Annotated in this window: 16 protein-coding genes; 4 read left to right on the plus strand and 12 right to left on the minus strand. The window is 65.8% G+C overall.

Annotated elements, in window-relative coordinates:
* Positions 1-78: 78 nt before the first annotated feature.
* Together deoC and P9217_RS09780 are read right to left on the minus strand one after the other, a co-directional pair.
* Positions 79-1,128: a deoxyribose-phosphate aldolase gene (deoC, locus tag P9217_RS09775; RefSeq protein WP_127239947.1), complete on the minus strand. Its 1,050-nt coding sequence runs from the start codon at positions 1,126-1,128 to the stop codon at positions 79-81.
* 140 nt (positions 1,129-1,268) lie between these two features.
* The gene (locus P9217_RS09780; RefSeq protein ID WP_278086108.1) at positions 1,269-2,096 is read right to left on the minus strand and encodes a ferredoxin--NADP reductase; all 828 of its coding nucleotides are present in this window, start codon (positions 2,094-2,096) and stop codon (positions 1,269-1,271) included.
* A 219-nt stretch (positions 2,097-2,315) separates the two neighbouring features.
* Between P9217_RS09780 and P9217_RS09785 the strand changes: the two genes are divergently transcribed.
* On the plus strand, positions 2,316-4,388 hold the full coding sequence (locus tag P9217_RS09785; protein WP_278086107.1) for a hydantoinase/oxoprolinase family protein: 2,073 nt from the start codon (positions 2,316-2,318) through the stop codon (positions 4,386-4,388).
* Positions 4,389-4,390: 2 nt separating this feature from the next.
* Complete coding sequence (locus tag P9217_RS09790; protein WP_278086106.1) at positions 4,391-6,097, plus strand: hydantoinase B/oxoprolinase family protein; 1,707 nt, start codon at positions 4,391-4,393, stop codon at positions 6,095-6,097.
* Here P9217_RS09790 and P9217_RS09795 read toward each other — a convergent pair whose 3' ends face one another.
* The 6 genes from P9217_RS09795 to P9217_RS09820 are packed head-to-tail and all read right to left on the minus strand — an operon-like array spanning position 6,098 to position 13,159.
* Positions 6,098-6,559: a MarR family transcriptional regulator gene (locus P9217_RS09795; protein WP_095799117.1), complete on the minus strand. Its 462-nt coding sequence runs from the start codon at positions 6,557-6,559 to the stop codon at positions 6,098-6,100.
* Positions 6,556-7,140: an amino acid synthesis family protein gene (locus P9217_RS09800; protein ID WP_095799116.1), complete on the minus strand. Its 585-nt coding sequence runs from the start codon at positions 7,138-7,140 to the stop codon at positions 6,556-6,558. The genes P9217_RS09795 and P9217_RS09800 overlap by 4 nt, the downstream gene beginning before the upstream one ends.
* Positions 7,133-8,014, minus strand: a complete 882-nt coding sequence (locus P9217_RS09805; protein ID WP_278086104.1) for a UPF0280 family protein — start codon at positions 8,012-8,014, stop codon at positions 7,133-7,135. Before P9217_RS09805 ends, P9217_RS09800 begins: the two co-directional genes overlap by 8 nt.
* The gene (locus P9217_RS09810) at positions 8,014-9,555 is read right to left on the minus strand and encodes a 6-hydroxynicotinate reductase (RefSeq protein WP_278086103.1); all 1,542 of its coding nucleotides are present in this window, start codon (positions 9,553-9,555) and stop codon (positions 8,014-8,016) included. Before P9217_RS09810 ends, P9217_RS09805 begins: the two co-directional genes overlap by 1 nt.
* The gene (locus tag P9217_RS09815) at positions 9,552-12,305 is read right to left on the minus strand and encodes a molybdopterin-dependent oxidoreductase (RefSeq protein WP_278086102.1); all 2,754 of its coding nucleotides are present in this window, start codon (positions 12,303-12,305) and stop codon (positions 9,552-9,554) included. Before P9217_RS09815 ends, P9217_RS09810 begins: the two co-directional genes overlap by 4 nt.
* A complete protein-coding gene (locus tag P9217_RS09820; RefSeq protein ID WP_278086101.1) occupies positions 12,302-13,159 on the minus strand; it encodes a xanthine dehydrogenase family protein subunit M in 858 nt (285 codons plus the stop codon). Before P9217_RS09820 ends, P9217_RS09815 begins: the two co-directional genes overlap by 4 nt.
* A gap of 224 nt (positions 13,160-13,383) precedes the next feature.
* Between P9217_RS09820 and pncA the strand changes: the two genes are divergently transcribed.
* Positions 13,384-13,998, plus strand: coding sequence for a bifunctional nicotinamidase/pyrazinamidase (pncA, locus tag P9217_RS09825; protein WP_095776932.1), 615 nt, complete (start codon positions 13,384-13,386; stop codon positions 13,996-13,998).
* Between the two features lie 58 nt (positions 13,999-14,056).
* Complete coding sequence (locus P9217_RS09830; protein WP_278086100.1) at positions 14,057-15,457, plus strand: sodium:proton antiporter; 1,401 nt, start codon at positions 14,057-14,059, stop codon at positions 15,455-15,457.
* Positions 15,458-15,547: 90 nt separating this feature from the next.
* Here P9217_RS09830 and P9217_RS09835 read toward each other — a convergent pair whose 3' ends face one another.
* The 4 genes from P9217_RS09835 to P9217_RS09850 are packed head-to-tail and all read right to left on the minus strand — an operon-like array spanning position 15,548 to position 18,834.
* A complete protein-coding gene (locus tag P9217_RS09835; RefSeq protein ID WP_067324011.1) occupies positions 15,548-16,276 on the minus strand; it encodes an ABC transporter ATP-binding protein in 729 nt (242 codons plus the stop codon).
* A complete protein-coding gene (locus P9217_RS09840) occupies positions 16,269-16,997 on the minus strand; it encodes an ABC transporter ATP-binding protein (protein ID WP_067324686.1) in 729 nt (242 codons plus the stop codon). The genes P9217_RS09835 and P9217_RS09840 overlap by 8 nt, the downstream gene beginning before the upstream one ends.
* Positions 16,994-17,956: a branched-chain amino acid ABC transporter permease gene (locus tag P9217_RS09845; RefSeq protein WP_095799110.1), complete on the minus strand. Its 963-nt coding sequence runs from the start codon at positions 17,954-17,956 to the stop codon at positions 16,994-16,996. The genes P9217_RS09840 and P9217_RS09845 overlap by 4 nt, the downstream gene beginning before the upstream one ends.
* Positions 17,953-18,834, minus strand: coding sequence for a branched-chain amino acid ABC transporter permease (locus P9217_RS09850; protein ID WP_095799109.1), 882 nt, complete (start codon positions 18,832-18,834; stop codon positions 17,953-17,955). The genes P9217_RS09845 and P9217_RS09850 overlap by 4 nt, the downstream gene beginning before the upstream one ends.
* Positions 18,835-18,862 lie beyond the last annotated feature (28 nt).

The following is an 18,862-nucleotide window of genomic DNA, read 5'->3' on the forward strand; positions in this document are numbered from 1 at the left end:
TGGATCAGGCAGATTTGTTTTTCGACCCCCACCCCGCCGCTTCGCGGCGACCCTCCCCGCAAGGGGGAGGGGGGTGGCTCACGCCATCGCGTGGCGATGGTTGGCCGAATAGTGGCCGGTCAAATGATGTTCGAGCTGGCGCTCGATGTCGGTGAGCAGGCTGGAGGCGCCGAAGCGGAACAGCTGCGGCTCGAGCCAGGGCCGGCCAAGCTCTTCCTTCATCAGCACCAGCCAGTCGAGCGAGACCTTCGCGGTGGAAATGCCGCCCGCCGGCTTGAAGCCGATCAGATAGCCGGTCTCCTCGAAATAGGCGCGGATGGCGCGCACCATGGCGAGGCCGACGGGAAGCGTGGCGTTGACGCTTTCCTTGCCGGTCGAGGTTTTTATGAAATCGGCGCCCGCCATCATCGCCACCATCGAGGCCAGCATGACGTTGCGCAACGTGGCGAGATCGCCCGTGCCTAGGATGACCTTGAGATGGGCGTCGCCGCAGGCGCCGCGCATGGCGACGATCTCGTTGAACAGTTCGCGCCATTTGGCGCCGTAAACCAGCCCGCGCGGGATGACGACGTCGATCTCGTCGGCCCCGTCCTTCACCGAGGCCTCGATCTCCTGCAGGCGGGTCGAGAGCGGCGCAAGGCCGTGCGGGAACGCTGTGGAGACGGCCGCGACATGGATGCCTGTGCCACGCACCGCATCCACGGCCGTGGCCACGAAGGGATGGTAAACACAAACCGCCGCGGGGCGGATCGTTTCGTCGGCGATGCCGAGGCCCTCGACGATATCCCGGCGCAGCGGATTGATCGCTTTGGCGCAGAGCCGGCGCACACGCTCGTCGGTGTCGTTGGAATTCAGCGTGGTCAGGTCCATGCAGGCAATCGCGCGCAGCAGCCAGGCGGCCTGGTTGTCGGCCTTGATCGAGCGCCGCTTGGTGAGGGTGGCGACGCGGCGCTCCAGCGCCGAGCGGTTGACGCTGCGCACGGATTCGAGGAAGCCGAGGTCCAGCTTCATGCCAGGATTGCGGGCAATGCCGTGCTCCAGCGGCATCGGCGTGTTGGCGGCGGCACGCGCCGGCAGCGGCATAATCTTGGACGCGCCTGCGCCGGCCTCGCGGATGGTGCTGCTCATCTCCTGCCCTTTCATTCAGCGACGTGCACTGAAGATAGCCCGCGAAGTTGTCCTTCACGAGTCCTTCAGTGGCTCATAGCGGAAAAAGGCGGCAAAAGCAGTAGGTTTTTGACCGCATGGTCAAAACACTGGGAGGTGCCTCAGCCGACGAAGGCGCGCTCGACGACGAGGCTGGCGGGATGGCTGAGCGAGCCCTCCTGGAAGCCGAGGCTTTCGGCGAGCTCCTTGACGTCCTTCAGCATGTGCATCGAGCCGCAGATCATGATGCGGTCGGTCTCCGGATTGAGCTTGTCGATGCCGAGGTCGGAGTAAAACTTGCCCGAGCCGATCAGAGCCGTGATCCGGCCCATGCGCGCCGACTCCTCGCGGGTCGTCGAATTGTAGAGCGTGACACGCCCGCCGGTCAGCTCGCCGATCAGCGGATCGGTCTCGAGCGCAGCCACCAGTTCCTGGCCGTAGGTGAGCTCGGCGTTGTCGCGGCAGGTGTGGGTGAGGATCACCTGATCGAACTTCTCATAGGTGTCGGGGTCGCGCAGCAGGCTGGCGAAAGGCGCGATGCCGGTGCCGGTCGAGATCATGAACACGCGCTTTGCAGGCGTCAGCGCGTCGAGCACCAGCGTGCCGGTCGACTTCTGGCGCATGATGACGGTATCGCCGACCTCAATCTTCTGCAGCTCGGAGGTCAGAGGACCGTCCGGGACCTTGATCGAGAAGAATTCGAGCTCGTCGTCCCAGGCGGGGCTGGCAACGGAATAGGCGCGGAAGATCGGCTTCTCGGCATTGGGCAGACCGATCATGACGAACTCGCCGGAGCGGAAGCGCAGCGACTGCGGGCGGGTGATGCGGAACGAGAACAGGCGGTCGGTGTAATGCTTCACCGATACCACGGTCTCGGCATAGACATTGGCCGGGATCGGGAACTGCAGCGGCTTTGCGCCGGCGAGGTTCAACGCGGATGTCGTGTTCATCAACCCAACTTTCCGGCGCGGACGCGAGGCGCTGGCGCCAAACTTTCTCGTGCGCGCCCGAACGGTCAGGTTCCGACGTGCTCTCTGCACACTGCCAAGCGGTAAGCTCTTGTGTCCGGAATTTATTAGTATACAAATGATCTTCAGGTCAAGATGGCAGCGTAAAACGGCTTTCCAAACCGAGGCATATCCGTAGTCCTGGCATTTCGGGTTTCGGCAATGAATGAGAAATTTTCGGCGTCGGCGGGAAGCGTGGTTGCCGGCATCGATGTTGGAGGAACCTTCACCGATCTGCTTCTGATCGACGGCAAGGCCGGCGGCAAGGTGCAGATCGCCAAGACCCCGACGACGGTGGAAAATCAGGCCTTCGGCGTGGTCGCCGCACTTGGCGCGACCGGCTTTCCGGTCGAGGGCATCGACCTCATCGTGCACGGCACGACGACCACCACAAATGCCGTGCTGGAGCGCCGGCTGGCCAGGACCGGCATGATCACGACGCGCGGCTTCCGCGACGTGATCGAGCTTGGACGGCGCACGCGGCCGCAAGCCTATGGCATGACGGGCACCTTCGTGCCAGTCATTCCGCGCGATCTGCGGCTCGAAGTTTCGGAGCGCGTCGAGGCGTCCGGCGCGGTTCGCCTGCCGCTCGACGCGGCCGAAATGCGCGATGCCGTGAAAAAGCTGCTCGACGCCGGCTGCGAGTCGCTCGTCATCCATTTCCTGCATTCCTACGCCAACCCCTCGCACGAGCGGCGCGCGGCCGAAATCGCGGCGGAGCTCTGGCCGAACGGCCACATCACGACCGGCCATGCGCTGCTTTCGGAGGCGCGCGAATTCGAACGCGGCGTGACGGCGGCGGTCAACGCCTCGGTGCAGCCGATCCTGGAGCGCTATGTCGAGCGGCTGCGCAAGGAGCTCGCGGCGAAAGGCTATGCGCGCGACTTCCTGATCATGAACGGCAATGGCGGCATGATCTCGGCCCGCTTCGTCACGCAGGAATCGGCAAAGACCGTCATGTCCGGTCCGGCTTCCGGCGTCATCGCCGCCGCTTACACGGGAAAGCGCGCCGGCTTCGCCAACCTGGTGACCTACGATATGGGCGGCACCTCGACCGACGTGGCGCTGATCCGCAACGCCGAGCCCGCGGTCTCGAACGAGATCGAGATCGAATATGCGATGCCGATCCATGTGCCGATGGTGGCGGTGCACACCGTCGGCGCCGGCGGCGGCTCGATCGCGCGCGTCGACGCCGCCGGCCTGATCCAGATCGGTCCGGAAAGCGCCGGTGCCAATCCCGGCCCGATCTGCTACGGGCGCGGCGGCACGGAACCCACCATCACGGATGCCAATCTGGTGCTCGGGCGGCTGGCGCCGAAGAAGCTGCTTGCGGTCGACAATCCGGTCACTGTCGAGCGCGTCACCGCAATCTTCGAAGACAGAATCGGCAGGCACACGGGCCTTTCCGGCGTCGAGGCGGCCGGTGCCATCTTGAGGCTCGGCAACATGAAGATGGCGGGCGCCATCCGCATGGTTTCGGTGTCGCGCGGCCACGACCCTCGCGATTTCGCGCTGTTCGCCTTCGGCGGCGCCGGGCCGCTGCACGCGACGGCGCTGGCCCGCGAACTCGGCCTGCCGAAAGTAGTGGTGCCGGCACGCCCGGGTATCACCAACGCGCTCGGCTGCGTCGTCGCCGACCTCAGGCACGACTTCGTCAATACGGTCAACCAGCCGGTAGCGAGCCTCGACGAAGCAAAGCTTCGCGAGTTGTTGGAACGGCACCGAAACGAAGGCGAGGCGCTGATCGGCAAGGAAGCGGTGAAGCCCGATGCAATCCGCGTCACCCACTCCGCCGACATGCAATTCGTCGGCCAGACGCACATCATCAACGTGCCGCTGCCCTCATCCTCGGTTTCACGGGCGACGCTGCAGCAGCTGTTCGAAAAAGCCTATTTCGCGCGTTTCAAGGTTGAACTGCCGGAGATCCGCGCCAATCTCGTCAACCTCAACACCTCGGTGACGGGCGTGCGGCCGCAGATCGACCTGTCTAAGCTGATCGACCCGGCAGGACGCGCGGCGACGCTGGAGGAGGCGCGGCGCGAGATCCGGCCGGTCTGGTACAGCGGGCGCTGGCACGACACGCCGGTCTATGCGCGCGAAAGGCTGCCGCTCGACGCAACAATCGAAGGGCCGGCGATCCTCGAGCAGATGGACGCCACCACTGTGCTTGAGCCCGGCGATCATGCGCGTTCGGACGCCGACGGCAACATCATCATCGACATCGGCGAGGCCTGACAATGGCAGTCGAAGGGGCAAAGCTCGACACGATCACGCTTTCGGTGCTGCAGGCCGCCTTGCAGCAAGTTTGCGACGAGATGGATTTGACGTTTTCCCGCGCCGCTTTCTCGCCGGTGATCGCCGAGGCCAATGACCGCTCCGACGGCATCTATTCCGCCGCCGACGGCTCGCTCATCGCGCAAGGCAGCCAGGGCCTGCCGGTATTCGTCGGCGTCATGCAGTATTCGACCAAGACGGTGATCGAGATGATCGCCGACGGGCGCTGCCTGGCCCCCGAGCCCGGCGACATCTACATCGTCAACGACCCCTATCTCGGCGGCACGCATCTGATGGACGTGCGCTTCGTCATGCCGGTCTACCGCGACGGCAAAATCTTCTGCTGGCTGTCCAACACCGGCCATTGGCCGGATATCGGCGGCGCGGTGCCTGGCGGCTTCTCGGCCTCGGCCACCGCCGTCGAACAGGAAGGTCTGCGGCTGCCGCCGGTGAAGCTGTTCAAGAAGGGCCTGCTCGATCCCGAGATCTACGCCATCATCTGCTCCAACATCCGCGTCGCCGACCAGCGCATCGGCGACATCCGTGCGCAGGCTGCGGCACTGCTGATCGGCCAGGACAGGCTCAATGAAATCCTCGATCGTTACGGCGACGAAACCGTCGTCGAGGCGATCGCCGAACTGCGCCGCCGCGCCGCCGACCAGATGCGCGCCTCGATCGCCGTTATCCCGGACGGCGTCTACCGCTCGCAGGCTTTTGTCGATTCCGACGGCGTGGTGAACGAGCCGCTGACCATCAATCTCGCCGTCGAGAAGAAGGGCGACAGCCTGACCTTCGATTTCGCCGGCTCGTCAAAGCCCTGCGCAGGCCCGATGAACAGCGTGCTGGCGACGACGCTATCGTCGGTCTATCTCGCCATGCGCCACATCTTCCCCGAAGTGCCGATCAGCGCCGGCGCGTTCGAGCCGCTCAATGTCAAGCGGCCGGAAGATACCTTCCTCGACGCCAAATATCCGCGGCCGGTCTCGGGCTGCGCGGCGGAGGTTTCGCAACGTATTGCGGAGGCCGTGTTCGCGGCGATGGTGCAGGCATTGCCGGAGAAAGTCACGGCGGCGCCCGCCGGTTCCAGCGGCAATTTCGCGCTCGGCGGCAACGACCCGGCACGCGGCCGCGACTATGTCATGTACCAGATTTCGGGCGGCGGCTATGGCGGCAATGCGGGCCATGACGGCTTGAGCAATGGCTGCTCGACGATCGGCATTTCGAAGTCGCCGCCGGTCGAGATCATGGAGCAGGCGTTCCCGGTGCTCTACCGCCATTACGCGCTGCGCGAAGGCTCCGGCGGCGCCGGCAAACATCGCGGCGGCTTCGGGCTCGCCTATGAAGTCGAGATCCTGCGCGGCGAGGCGCGCGCGTCCTTCGTCATGGACCATGGCCGTTTCGGGCCGCAAGGCGCGCTTGGCGGCAGGGACGGCGCGCCGAACAGCGTGACCGTGTTTCGGGGCGGCGAAGCGCATGTGCCGCCGCATCTGTCGAAGGAGCAGGATATCCCGCTCAAGGCCGGCGACCGCGTGCGCGTCGGCACGCCCGGCGGCGGCGGCTATGGCGATCCGCGCGAGCGCGATCCGAAGCAGGTCGCCGAAGATGTCCGGCTCGGCTACTACACGGCCGAGCAGGCGCGGGAGATGTTCGGGGCCGATCCGGAGGTTTGATCAGGCCAACTTCGCCAGCAGCCGCAAGAAGGTCGCAGCCTCCTTGGCCGTGAGCGGCGCCAGCGTTTCCTCGGTGATGGTGCGGGCAAGCGGGATCAGCCGCTCGATCGCCTCGCGGCCTTCAGCCGTCAGATTGACCAGCAGCCGCCTCTTGTCCACCTCGTGCTTGGAAAGCTCGACCAGCCCGCGCGCCTTCAGCCGGTCGATGACGCCCTTTACGGTCGCGGCATCCATGGCGATCAGCGTGCCGAGCTGGTTCTGCGAGGTCTCGCCGATGTCGTAGAGCTTGGCGAGAGCGGCGAATTGCGGCGGCGTCAGATCGCCGATGTGGGAGGCGAAGATCGCCACATGGCGCTGATGCGCCCTGCGCAGGATGAAGCCGACCTGGTCCTGCAGATGGTAGTTGTTCTCGTCCAGCTCTTCGGCCTCGACCAGCCGCAGCAGATTGTCCTCGCCGCTCATCTCAAGCCGTCCCAAGCCTTGATGTCTCCGGCCGCAAGGCCGCCCATGCGGTTGTGGACGCGCGGGCCGCAGGTCATGGCGAGGCAGAACAAGATCTCGTCGGGACGCGGGCCGTCGCTGATGCCGACTTCCATCGCGTCGAAATGGCTGCGCACATAGGCAGCGTTGATGTGGCCGAGCGGGACATCGAGCCGTGCGCCGAAGGCGCCGACCTTCTTCGCCGACGGCACGATCGCCTTGGCGTCGCCGAGCCGCTCGCGCATGGCGTAGCCGCCGGGCACGTGCCAGAGCGCGCCGTGCTCCAGTTCGCCGGCACTGCCGACGATGGCGCCCTTGCCGTAACCGTCGATCTTTTTCACATCGCCGCCAAGCGCGGCGATCAGCCTGTCGGAAAGCAACAGCCCGAGCGGCTTCAGGTCCTCCATCGCGCCCTGCAGGTCCTCGACATAGCGACCGGCAAACGGGTTCTTGACCACGGCGAGAGCCGCGGCGCGCAGGCGCGGCTCCTTCGCCGCTGGGCCGCCGTCGTGGAAGATCTCTTCGGTCAGCACCGCGACCTTGCGGATCGGGAATTCAGGCATGGGCAGTTTCCTTCGCTTTATGCTTGTTGGGCGCGGCGAGCGCCACGGAGCCACTGATGCGGGTTTGGCCGGCAAGGAACAGCGCCGACGCGGCGATCAGGCCGCGCCGGCGAAAATTTTCGGCGACGGCAAGGCCGTTATCCAGCGCCCGGGCCACCTCGCCGGGCGCTAGCCCGCCGACGCCCTGCGTCACCAGCCGTTCGCCGAGATCGCTGTCGGGCGAAAGATCCCGCGCCGGCACGCGATGAACCGCCGGATGCCCAGGCAGGTCGACCGCGTTGGCAATCAGCGTCGCCGCGGCATCCGCCTCGGCGCCGGTCCGCGCCAGCACGGTGACCGCGTCGGCGATGCCCAGCGAAAAGGAGCGGCCGCGCCAGCCACTGGTGGCGACGCCGCGCACGCCGTCTTCGGCGCGGATCGTGATGCGGTCGGCCATGCCGTGCCCGGTGCCGGCGATCGCCAGCGTTATCGTGCCGCCCTTGCCGAGATGAATGGCGCTGTCGCCGCCATTGTTGACGTAGGCGCGCTCGAGCAGGCGTCCGGCGAGAAGCGCGGCCAGAACTTCGTCGGCTACCGAACCCGCAACGGCGGCCATCGGCGTGATGAAGCTTTCCGCGAGCGGTGCGACCGCGGCCTCCATGCGCCGCGCGGTCGGACCTGCAAAAACGCTCGGCGTCAAAGACGCCGGACGGCGCAATTCGGGAAGCTCCTCGACCAGTTCGGTCAGGATCGTCTGGAAGCGCGCGACGGCCTGCGCGCAGGCGGCGCGGCGTTCAGCTGCATCGCCAAAGGCCTCGACGATGAGGTCGATCGGCCCGTGATTGAGATGAAGCCGCCTGCCGTCGGCGAGCCAATGCGCCTGCGGACCGTTCATCAGTCGGCCCCATTGGCCGGGGTGCGGCGCAATTGCGCCAACGGCGGCCAGGGATTGCCGGCCGGCGCGCCGGCATTGCTGCGCGGATTAAGGTACTCGCCGCCTTTGGCGAGGATATCCTCGACGCTGCGGATTTCGTCCTCGTAACCGCCGAGCCGGACGTAGTCGTCGCGGCGCATGGTGAATTCGATCGGCGCGACCAGCGCCGGCGTCGGCACATAGCCGAATGCGCCTTCCGGCACGCGGGTGACATCGACCATCAGGGTGATGCCGCCGCCCGGCCAGACATAGACCGGCGCGCCGCCGACCGTGACATAGGTCTTCAGGCCCTGAACCGAGCGGGTGAGATTGACCGGGTTTTCGGTGACGCCGGCGCGCAGCGAGCCGCCGGCGCCGCCGATGAAGAGCACGGTGCACAGGGCCGGCTCGCAATTGTCCTCGATCAGGCCGACGGATTTCTGCAGCCGCTCCGGGAACGGTTTCTCGACCGGTTTCAACTGATCGTCCAGCTCGTAGTAAGCGAACTGTTCGCCCGTGGTCGAGACCATCAGCAGCGACAGGCCGGGTCGAGCACCCTTCTTGGCGTTCCAATCGCCCAGGATCGACAGCGGATCGGAGATCGTCGTGCCGCCCCAGCCGAGACCGGGCTCCGAAACCTTGAAGTAGCGGCCGGGCGTCGAGCGGCGGCCGATGATCTTTATCCCGGTATCCTCCCAGCCCAATACCTTGCCGGCCTGATGTTCCGACACGACGCCGGTGATATGGTCGTCAACCACCACAACCTCGTCGACCAGCCCGCGCCATTGCGTGGCGAACATGCCGATGGTGGCCGAGCCGCAGCCGACGCGCATGCGATGCTCGATCTTGCCGTCGATGACCGGCGCCTTGCCAGCCTCGACAATGACCGTCGCACCGCCGTCGATGGTGAGCTCGACCGGCTTCCTGTTGCAGAGGTTGAGAAGCGCGTCGCAAGTCGCGCGGCCTTCAGCCTTGGAGCCGCCGGTCAAGTGATGCACGCCGCCAAGCGACAGCATCTGCGAGCCATACTCGCCAGTGGTGACGTGGCCGATCGCCTCGCCTTCCGAGCGCACGGTCGCCGTCTCGTCGCCGATGTGGCGGTCCGTATCGATCTTCACCTTGACGCCGCAATAGGAGAAGATGCCCTCGGTGACGACGGTGACGAGATCGACGCCCTCGACCTCCTGGCTGACGATTAAAGGTGCGGGCTTGTAATCCGGGTAGGTGGTGCCGGCCCCGATCGCGGTGACGAAGCGGCGGCCGGTGTTGACCAGCTCGCCACCCCACTCCTCGCCCTCGGCGACGAATGGCACGACCGCGCCGCCGGTCTCGGCCGCGTGGTCGAGGATGGTCAGCGGATCCATGCGCACGATGCGCCCGCCGACATTGCCGTAGCGGTCGCAGGCGCCGGTGCGGCCGTCGGCGATGTAGCACATCACCGGACAGGCATCGCAGCGGATCTTCTCCGCCACCTGCTTCTCACCGGGATCGTGGGTTTCGAAACGTTCGGCAAGCTCGCTCATCGGCGCGCCTCCTTTTCGCGGATCGCCGCCAGGATGCGGCTCGGCGTCGCCGGCACTTTGGTGACCAGCACGCCGGTGGCATGTCGGATGGCGTTGAGGATCGCCGGCGCGGTCGGGATCAGCACATGCTCCCCCAAACCCTTGGCGCCGAAAGGTCCTTCCGGGTCCGGAACTTCCACCAATATGTGCTCGACCGGCGGCACGTCGCCGATGGTCGGGATGAGGTAGTCGTGCAGGTTCTCGGTGCGGCCGGGGATATATTCCTCCATCAGTGCCATGCCGATGCCTTGCGCGATGCCGCCCTCGATCTGCCCCTCGACCAGTACCGGGTTGATGGCCTTGCCGACATCATGCGCGGCGGTGATCTTGAGCAGCTTCACCGTGCCCAGCTTGAGATCGACCTCAAGCTCGGCGATCTGGGCGCCATAACCATAGACGGCGTAGGGCTTGCCCTGGCCCTTGGCGTCGAGCGGCAGCGTGGGCGGATCGTAGGTCTCTTCCGCGACGAACACCAAGCCATCGGCATCGATCTTCAGTGTACGCAGATCGATGCGTCGCGTCGCATCCACCTCGCGGATGGAGATGCTTGCGCCCTCGAGCGCGATCGTTGCTTGATCGGACACATTGGCGAAACGCAGGATCTTTTCGCGCAGCGCGCGGCCCGCCTTCTCCGCCGCCTTGCCGGTGACAAAAGTCTGGCGCGAGGCGGATGTCTTGCCGGCGTCGGGCGTGATGGCGGTGTCGGCGCTCTTCAGCCTGAACTTGTCCAGCGGCAGGCCGAGCGCGTCGGCGCAGATCTGGCTGATGACCGTGTTGGAGCCTTGGCCGATGTCGACGGCGCCCTGGTGCAGCACGACATCTCCGGAGGCCGAGACGCCGACCTTGATCGTCGAAGGATTGGGCAGCGAGGTGTTGCCGCAGCCATACCAGCAGGAGGCGACGCCGACGCCGCGCTTGCTTGCCGTGTTGATGGCGTTGAAGGCTTCCGCATCGCCAAGCGCGCGCGCCCAATGCTGCTGAAGCCTCTCCAGGCATTCACTGATGCCGACGCCCGACTCCAGCCGTTGGCCCGTGACCGTTTCGCAGCCGTTTCGAAGGCAGTTCTTCAGCCGGAAATCGAGGCGATCCATGCCAAGCTTGCCAGCGAGCGCGTCGTAGAGCGTTTCCTGCATAATGGTTGCCTGCGGCACGCCGAAGCCGCGGAAGGCGCCGGCGATCGGGCCGTTGGTATGGATGGCCCTGCCCGTCGCCCGATAGTTCGGCGTCTGATAGGGGCCGGAGGCATGCACCGGCACGCGGTTGGCAACCGTCGGGCCCCAGCTTGCATAGGCACCGGTGTTGAAATCGCCCTCAAAGATCATTCCGGTGACGCGGCCCTCGGAATCGGCACCGATGGTCGCCTCCATTTCGGCCGGATGGCGCTTGGTGGTCGACATCATGGATTCGTTGCGCGTGTAGGCGAGTGCCGCCGGCCTGCCGGTCTTCATCGCCACAAGGCCGATCAGAGGCTGAAGCGAGACATCGAGCTTCGAGCCGAAGCCGCCGCCAGTGGCGGTCGGCACGATGCGCACCTTTTCGACCGGGAGGCCTAGCACCTTGGCCGTGTCGTCGCGATCCATGTAGGGCGCCTGGGTGCAGGCGACGATGACGAGCGTGTCGCCATCCATGTAAGCGAAGCCGGCCTCCGGCTCGATATAGGCATGCTCGACGAAAGAAGTCCCGAAGGCGCCGGAGACGGTGACAGCCGCGGCGGCAAGGGCGCCGTCGGGATCGCCACGCTCGACATAGCCGGAGGTGAGCAGGTTCGCCGGCCGATGCCGGTGGATCAGGAGTGCGCCGTCGGCTTTCGCCTCGCGGGGCTGCAACACATGCGGCAGTTCCGTCCAGGCGATCGGAAAATCCGTCAGGTCGAGGTCGGGGATGGCTTCGCGCTCGCCCGCCACCAGCGCGACCGCCTCGCCGCGAAGGCGCGCGAAACCTTCGGCGAGGGCCGGCTGATCAGCAAAGGGGCCGATGACCCCGAAGCAGTTCCTGCCCGGAATGTCGGCGGCGGTGAAGACGCCGGCAATGCCGGGATGCGCTTTGGCCCAGGCGTCGAGATCCCCGAAGCTGAAACCGGCGTGATAGTAGGGCGAGCGGACGACCAGCACCGACAGCGCGTCGTGCGGAAAGGAATCGCCGCCGAATTTTTCGTCGCCGGTAACCTTCGGCACGCCGTCGAGCCGGATCGGCGAGGCGCCGACGGCGCGGCCGACCTCCGGCAGGCGACGGTCGAAACCGTCCATATGCTGCGAGGCATGCATCACCGCCGCGACGATTTTCCGGTACCCCGTGCAGCGGCAGAGCACGCCGCCCAGCGCATCCTGCGTCTCGGCTTCACTCGGCGTTGGGTTGCGCTGCAGCAGCGCGGTAGCCGCCACCAGCAGGCCCGGCGTGCAGATGCCGCATTGCGCGGCGCCGTGTTCGAGGAAGGACGCCTGCAAGGCCGACAGCCTGCCGTTGGCGAGGCCCTCGACCGTCGTGACGGACGCGCCGGAGACCGAGGCCGCCGGCACAAGGCAGGCGCAGACGGGATTGCCGTCGACCAGCACGGTGCAGGCGCCGCAATCGCCGGCGTCGCAGCCGACCTTGGTGCCGGTCAGCCGCAACTCGTCGCGCAGAACCTGCGAGAGCCGCCGCACCGGCGGCACCGACACGCTGACAGCCGCGTCGTTGACCTCGAAGGCAATGTCGGTGCGCTCCATTGTCATGCGGCCACCTTGCCTTCGCCCAGGCTGGTCGCAGCGCACACTGCGCGGACAACGATCTCGCGCGCCGCATGCTCCCGGTATTCGGCGCTGCCGCGCACATCGGCGATTGGCGACAGTTCGTCGATCGGCGCGGACAGCACCGCATCGGCGAGCGCGGCGGTAACCGGCTGGCCGCGCAGGGCCGCCTCGACGCCGGCAAGACGACGGGCGACGGCGGAGCAGGCGCCGACAGCGATAGCAGCATCGGCGACCACGCCATCTTCGATCACGAGACGCGCCGCCGCCATGGCGATCGAGATCACGAGATAGCGCCGCGCGCCAAGCTTGACGAAGGCGGACGAGCCGACAGCCGAACGTTTCGGCACACGAATGGCGGTAACCATCTCGTCCGGCTGCAGCGCCGTGCGGCGATTGCCGAGAATGAACCCGCCAAGCGGCAGGTAGCGCGTGGCTTTCGCCGACCGCAATTCGACTTCGGCATCGACCACCTGCAGCGCCGGAACGCCGTCGGCGGCGGGCGAGGCGTTGCAGAGATTACCGGCGACCGACGCGACGTTCTGGATCTGGACCGAGCCGACTTCGCGCGCGGCCGCCTTCAGCGCATCGAACGCCCTGGGCAGCTTGTGGCGCACGACGTCGGTCCAGGTGGTGCGGGCGCCGATCCACCAATAGTCGTCCGTCTCGGCGATGCCGCGCAGCGCGGCGAGACCATTGATGTCGAGAATGTTGTCGCGGAATGGTTTCGCGCCCTGCGCCGGATAGAAATCGGTGCCGCCGGCCAGAATGCGCCAGCGGTCCTCGCCAAGCAGAGCGAGCGCCTCGTCGACCGTGGTGGGTTTCGCGTAACGGATCACGCTTTGCCTTCCCAGAAAGGGGCCTTTCCGAGGGAATCTGCCGCCGTCCAGCCGGGCAAATTCATTCGTATGCAAATGATATCAACTTCGCCGCGATTGTCAAAGCGAAGTGGTCGGCCACGGCTTTGTTATGCCTGTGGAGGTTGACGCAGCCGGCCATCTGGTCAAGGTTCCGTGTCCGGTCGCGTCAACTGGAGCCCAAGCCGAGGAAGAAGGGAGGCCGCATGGCCGACGAAGCGCTCATCGTCATCGACCTGCAGAACGACTTTTGCCCCGGCGGCGCGCTGGCCGTGGCCGGGGGCGACGAGATCGTGCCGCTGGTCAACGACCTGATCCGGCGGACCGATCACGTGATCCTGACGCAGGACTGGCATCCGGCCGGCCATTCGAGCTTCGCTTCCAGCCATCCAGGCAAGCAGCCCTTCGAAGCGATCGAGATGCCCTACGGGCCGCAGACGCTTTGGCCGGATCACTGCATCCAGGGCAGCCTTGGGTCCGATTTCCATTCCGGGCTCGCCTGGACCAAAGCGGAACTGGTCATCCGCAAGGGTTTCCGCACCGCGATCGACTCGTATTCGGCTTTCTTCGAGAACGACCACACGACCCCAACCGGCCTTGCCGGCTATCTCAAGGAGCGCGGCATCGACACCATCACCTTGGTCGGCCTGGCCACCGATTTCTGCGTCGCCTTCTCGGCACTCGATGCCGCCAAGCAAGGTTTCAAGACGACGGTGCGGCTGGATGCCTGCCGCGGCATCGATCTCAACGGCTCGGTCGGCACGATGCTGAAACGGATGCGCGAGGCCGGGGTGGTGCTCGAAGATCACCTTTCGGACTGACCGCGCCGTGAGGCATCGAGGGGGCTTTGCGACATTGGCGAAGGTGTTGGCGGCAACCATGACGGCCGCACTCCATCTCGCCTTTCCACAAGCGGTTTTCGCAGCCGAGGCGCATGAGCTGCCCGGCGCGGCGATGTCGCTCTGGTGGGCGCTGCCCTTTGCCGGCCTGTTGCTGTCGATCGCGACCGGGCCGCTGCTGTTCCATCATGTCTGGGAGCATCATTACGGCAAGATCGCCGCCGCGTGGGCGGCACTTGCCGTGGTTCCGCTGGCGATCGCTTTCGGCATGCCGGCGGCAAGCGAGGCGGTGCTGCACACGCTGCTCACCGAATATCTGTCCTTCATCATCCTTTTGTTCGCGCTGTTCACCATTTCCGGCGGCATCCTGGTCGCCGGCAACATCCACGGCACGCCGCTGGTCAATTCAGGCTTGCTGCTGATCGGCGCGATCCTCGCCTCGGTCATCGGCACGACGGGCGCCTCGATGATCCTGATCCGGCCGATGCTGCGCGCCAACGACAACCGCCCGTTCAACGCGCATGTGGTGATCTTCTTCATCTTCCTGGTTTCGAACATCGGCGGCTCGCTGACCCCGCTCGGCGACCCGCCACTCTTCGTCGGCTTCCTGCGCGGGGTCGACTTCTTCTGGACGACCGCGAACCTCTGGCGCGAGACGCTGTTCACCGGCGGGCTGGTGCTGATCATCTTCCTGGCGCTCGACATCGTGCTGCATCGCCGCGAGGGCGGCTTGCCGAAGATCAAGGACCCGACACCGGACACGAAGGTGCGCCTGCGCGGCCTCGCCAACCTGCCGCTGCTGGCCGGCGTGATCGGTGCGATCCTGCTTTCCGCCAGCTGGAAGCCGGGCATCAGCATCCCGATCCTCGGCATCGGCCTGGAGCTGCAGAACCTGGTACGCGACGCGATCATCCTGGCGCTGGCCTTTCTGTCGCTCAAAGTCTCGTACAAAAACCACAGGGAAGCGAACGGCTTCAGTTGGGGGCCCATCGCCGAGGTGGCGAAACTGTTTGCCGGCATCTTCATCTGCATCGTGCCGGTTATCGCCATCCTGAGAGCCGGGCACGATGGGGCGCTGGCGCCGCTGGTTTCGCTGGTCACCTCGGCGGACGGCCAGCCCGACGATCTCGCCTATTTCTGGCTGACCGGAGCGCTGTCGTCCTTCCTCGACAACGCGCCGACCTATCTGGTGTTCTTCGAGCTTGCCGGCGGCGACGCCAGGCACCTGATGACGGAGGCGGCCTCCACGCTCGCCGCGATCTCGGCCGGCGCCGTGTTCATGGGCGCCAACACTTATATCGGCAATGCGCCGAACTTCATGGTCTTTGCTATCGCCAGACATCGCGGCTTCAAGGTGCCGGGCTTCTTCGGCTACATGGCGTGGTCCGGCCTGGTGCTGATCCCGACGTTTTTGATCGCGGGGTTTTTGTTTTTTAGGTGAAGCGGTGCAGAGCTTTACCTCCCCTTGTGGGGAGGTCGGGCCAGGTCCGGGTGGGGCTCGGCGCCAGCTCCCGCTGCTTCGCAGTGACCTTCAGCCCACGCCCACATAGCGCCGAACCGCGGAGGGGTCGGCGCGCAGTTCCTCGACATCGACGGTCTCGCGGTTGCGGCCGTTCTCGATGAATGAGATGCGGTCGGCGACCGACAGCACGGCGTCGACGCGCTGCTCGACCAGGATCGTCGAGACGCCCAGATCGCGCAGCTTCGCCACCGTCTCGCGGATCTTGGCGATCATCGAGGGCATCAGCCCTTCGGTGGGCTCGTCGAGAAGAAGCACCTGCGGCTCGAGGCAGAGCGCACGCGCCATGGCAAGCATTTGCTGCTCGCCTCCGGAAAGCGTGCCGGAGCGTTGCTTCAAGCGCTCTCGCAACAGCGGGAAAAGGTCGAGGACGCGTTCCCGCGTCGCCTTGCCCTTGCCGCGGGTCATCAGGCCGATCTCGACGTTTTCCGCCACCGTCATGTCGGCGAATAATCGCCGGCCCTGCGGCACATAAGCGACGCCCGTCTTCGGCACGTCATGCGCGGCAAGTCCGGTCAGCTCCTTGCCGGCCAGTCTGATCGAACCGGCAGCGGCCGGAACCAGCCCCATGATCGCCTTCAGCGTCGTCGTCTTGCCGGCGCCGTTGCGGCCGAACAGGCAAAGCACTTCGCCCTTGTTGAGGACAAGGTCGAGCCCGTAGAGCACCTGCACCTCGCCGTAAAAACAGTCGAGGCCGGAAATGGCGAGCAGCCCGCTCTCGGTGCCGGGGAGATCAGCCATGGGTCGCTCCGAGATAGGCATCCTGCACCTCGGCATTGGCGCGGATCTGCTCGGGCGTGCCCTCAGCGAGAATCTTTCCCGAATTGAAGACGGTGATGCGGTCGGCAAGCTGCATGACCACCGGCATGTTGTGCTCGATGAGCAGCACGGTGGCATGCTTGGCGATCTCGCGCACCAGTAGGACGAAATTGTCGATCTCGCTGTCGGCCAGCCCTTGCGTCGGCTCGTCGAGGATCAGCAGGCGCGGCCTCAGCGCCAGGCCCATTGCCACCTCCAGCAGGCGCTGGTGGCCGTAGGAAAGCTGGCCGGCCGGGGTGCCGGCGCGGTCGGCGAGGCCGGTGCGTTCCAGCGCCGCCATGACGCCGCTCCTCACCTGCCCCTTCGAGCGGCCGTCGGTCAGCGTGCGCTGCACCGGCAACGCGACATTGTCGTAGGCCGTGAGATTGGCGAAGACGCTGGTGATCTGGAAGGTGTAGGCAACGCCGAGGCGAACCCTTTTGTAAGCCGGCATGGTCGTGATGTCGGCGCCGTCGAAGACGATCATGCCGGAGGAGGGTTGGATGCGGCCGCTGAGCAGACTGACGAAAGTTGTCTTACCGGCGCCATTGGGGCCGATGATGGCGCGGATTTCGCCCGGCATCAGCGCGAAATCGACGCCGTCGACGGCGCGCAAGCCCCCGAAACGGCGCGAAAGACCCTTGGTGGTGAGCAGCGGCATCACGGCAACCATCCGAGCCAGCGCTGGCGGACGCTGCCCAGAACGCCCTTCGGAAAGAAGAGCACCAGCACGATCAGCGCCACGCCGACGATCAAAAGATAGGCGGAGGTGAAGCCGCTGGTGATGTCGGTGACATAATACATGAACAGCGTGCCGATGAGCGGCCCGAGAATGGTCGCGGCGCCGCCGAGCAGCACCCAGAGCAGTGGCAGGATCGAATACTGCACCGACGCGAAGCTCGATCCAATATAGCCGAACAGCAGCGCGTAAGCCGCACCGGACGCGGCGCAGATGGCGCCCGAGGCAATGACGGCGACGAGCTTGTTGGCGACGGTGTCGTAGCCCAGCATCTTCGTGCGCTCCTCATTCTCGCGAATGGCGACCAGCACGCGGCCGAAGCGGGAGCGAACGACAGCAAGCGTGATGAGCAGCACGACCGAGAACAGCGCCAGAGCGCTCATGTAGCGCACAGTCGGATTGGTCAGGTCGAGCGATGCGCCGCCGATCGCGATTATTCTCGACGGCTGCTGGATGACAAGGCCCTGGTCGCCGCCGGTCCAGGCGGCGAAATAAAGGATGAGCAGATAGAAGACCTGCGCGAACATCATGGTGACGATCATGAAGGCCACACCCGATGTGCGCAGCGCGAGCAGGCCGATGACCAAGGCAAGCAGGGCGCCGCAGGCAACCCCGGCGACGAAGGCTTCCGGCACGCCCCAGCCCAATTGATAGACAGCCAGCCCGGCACCATAGAGGCCGGCCGAGAAGAACATGGCGTGACCGAGGCTGAGCAGGCCGACATAGCCGAAGAGCAGGTTGTAGCCCATGGCGAAGACGGCAAGCGCCATGATGCGCGCGAACAGGCCCTGATGATAATCGGGCAGGACGAAATTCAGCGCGAACAGGAGCGCGATGACGCCGATATGCAGCGCGTAGGTCTTCGCGGGGGAAGCATCCTTCATCGCGCCGCCGTCCCGAACAGGCCTTGCGGCCGGAACACCAGCACCATGGCGACCACCAGCGTGGCGATGATCTTGGCCAAGGTCGGCGAGAAGAACACCGAGACGATGCCGTCGGAGAGGCCGATCAGGATGGCGGCGACCACCGTGCCGCGCAATGAGCCGAGGCCGCCGATGATGACGACGATGAAGGACAACAGCAGCGGGTCCTGCCCCATCAGGTAATGCGCCTGGCTGATCGGCACGATCAGCACCGCCGCGATTGCCGCCAGCATGGCGCCGATGGCGAACACGCCGGCATAGACGCGCTCGACCGGGATGCCGAAGGCCTGCGCCGTCTCGCGGTCATACTGGGTGGCGCGCATGATCAGGCCGATTTTCGTCCGTGTCAGCACCAGCCAGGTGATCACCAGCAGAACCGCGGAGGCGGCAATGACCGAAAGCTTGTAGCCTGAATAGCCGAACCACGGCAGCAGGATGCGGTAATTGAAGGGTGGCTCGACCGGGCGCGCTTCCGGGCCGTAGAAGGTCAGCGCCAGTTGCTGGATGATATAGAGCATGCCGATGGTGGCGACGATGGTGCCTTCGGGATTGTAGTTCAGCCGGCGCAGCACCAGCCATTCGGCAAGAAACGCGACCAGCCCGACCAGCAACGGCGCGATCACCAGCGCGGCGACGAAGCCGATAGCGGGATGGCCGGAAATCGCCGTCGAGATCGCCCAGGCAAGCACGGCGCCCAGCATGAAGAACTCGCCATGCGCGACATTGACGATGCGCATGACGCCGAACACCAGCGACAGGCCAAGCGCCGTCAGCGCCAGCACGGCGGACGTGACGAGGCCTTCCAGGGCGGCGAGCAGGAGGTGGGGTCCGAAGTGCATGGGCTAGATACCGGCGGATGCGCGAGGC

This window comes from Mesorhizobium sp. WSM4989 (assembly GCF_029625795.1).
Classification (GTDB): Bacteria; Pseudomonadota; Alphaproteobacteria; order Rhizobiales; family Rhizobiaceae; genus Mesorhizobium.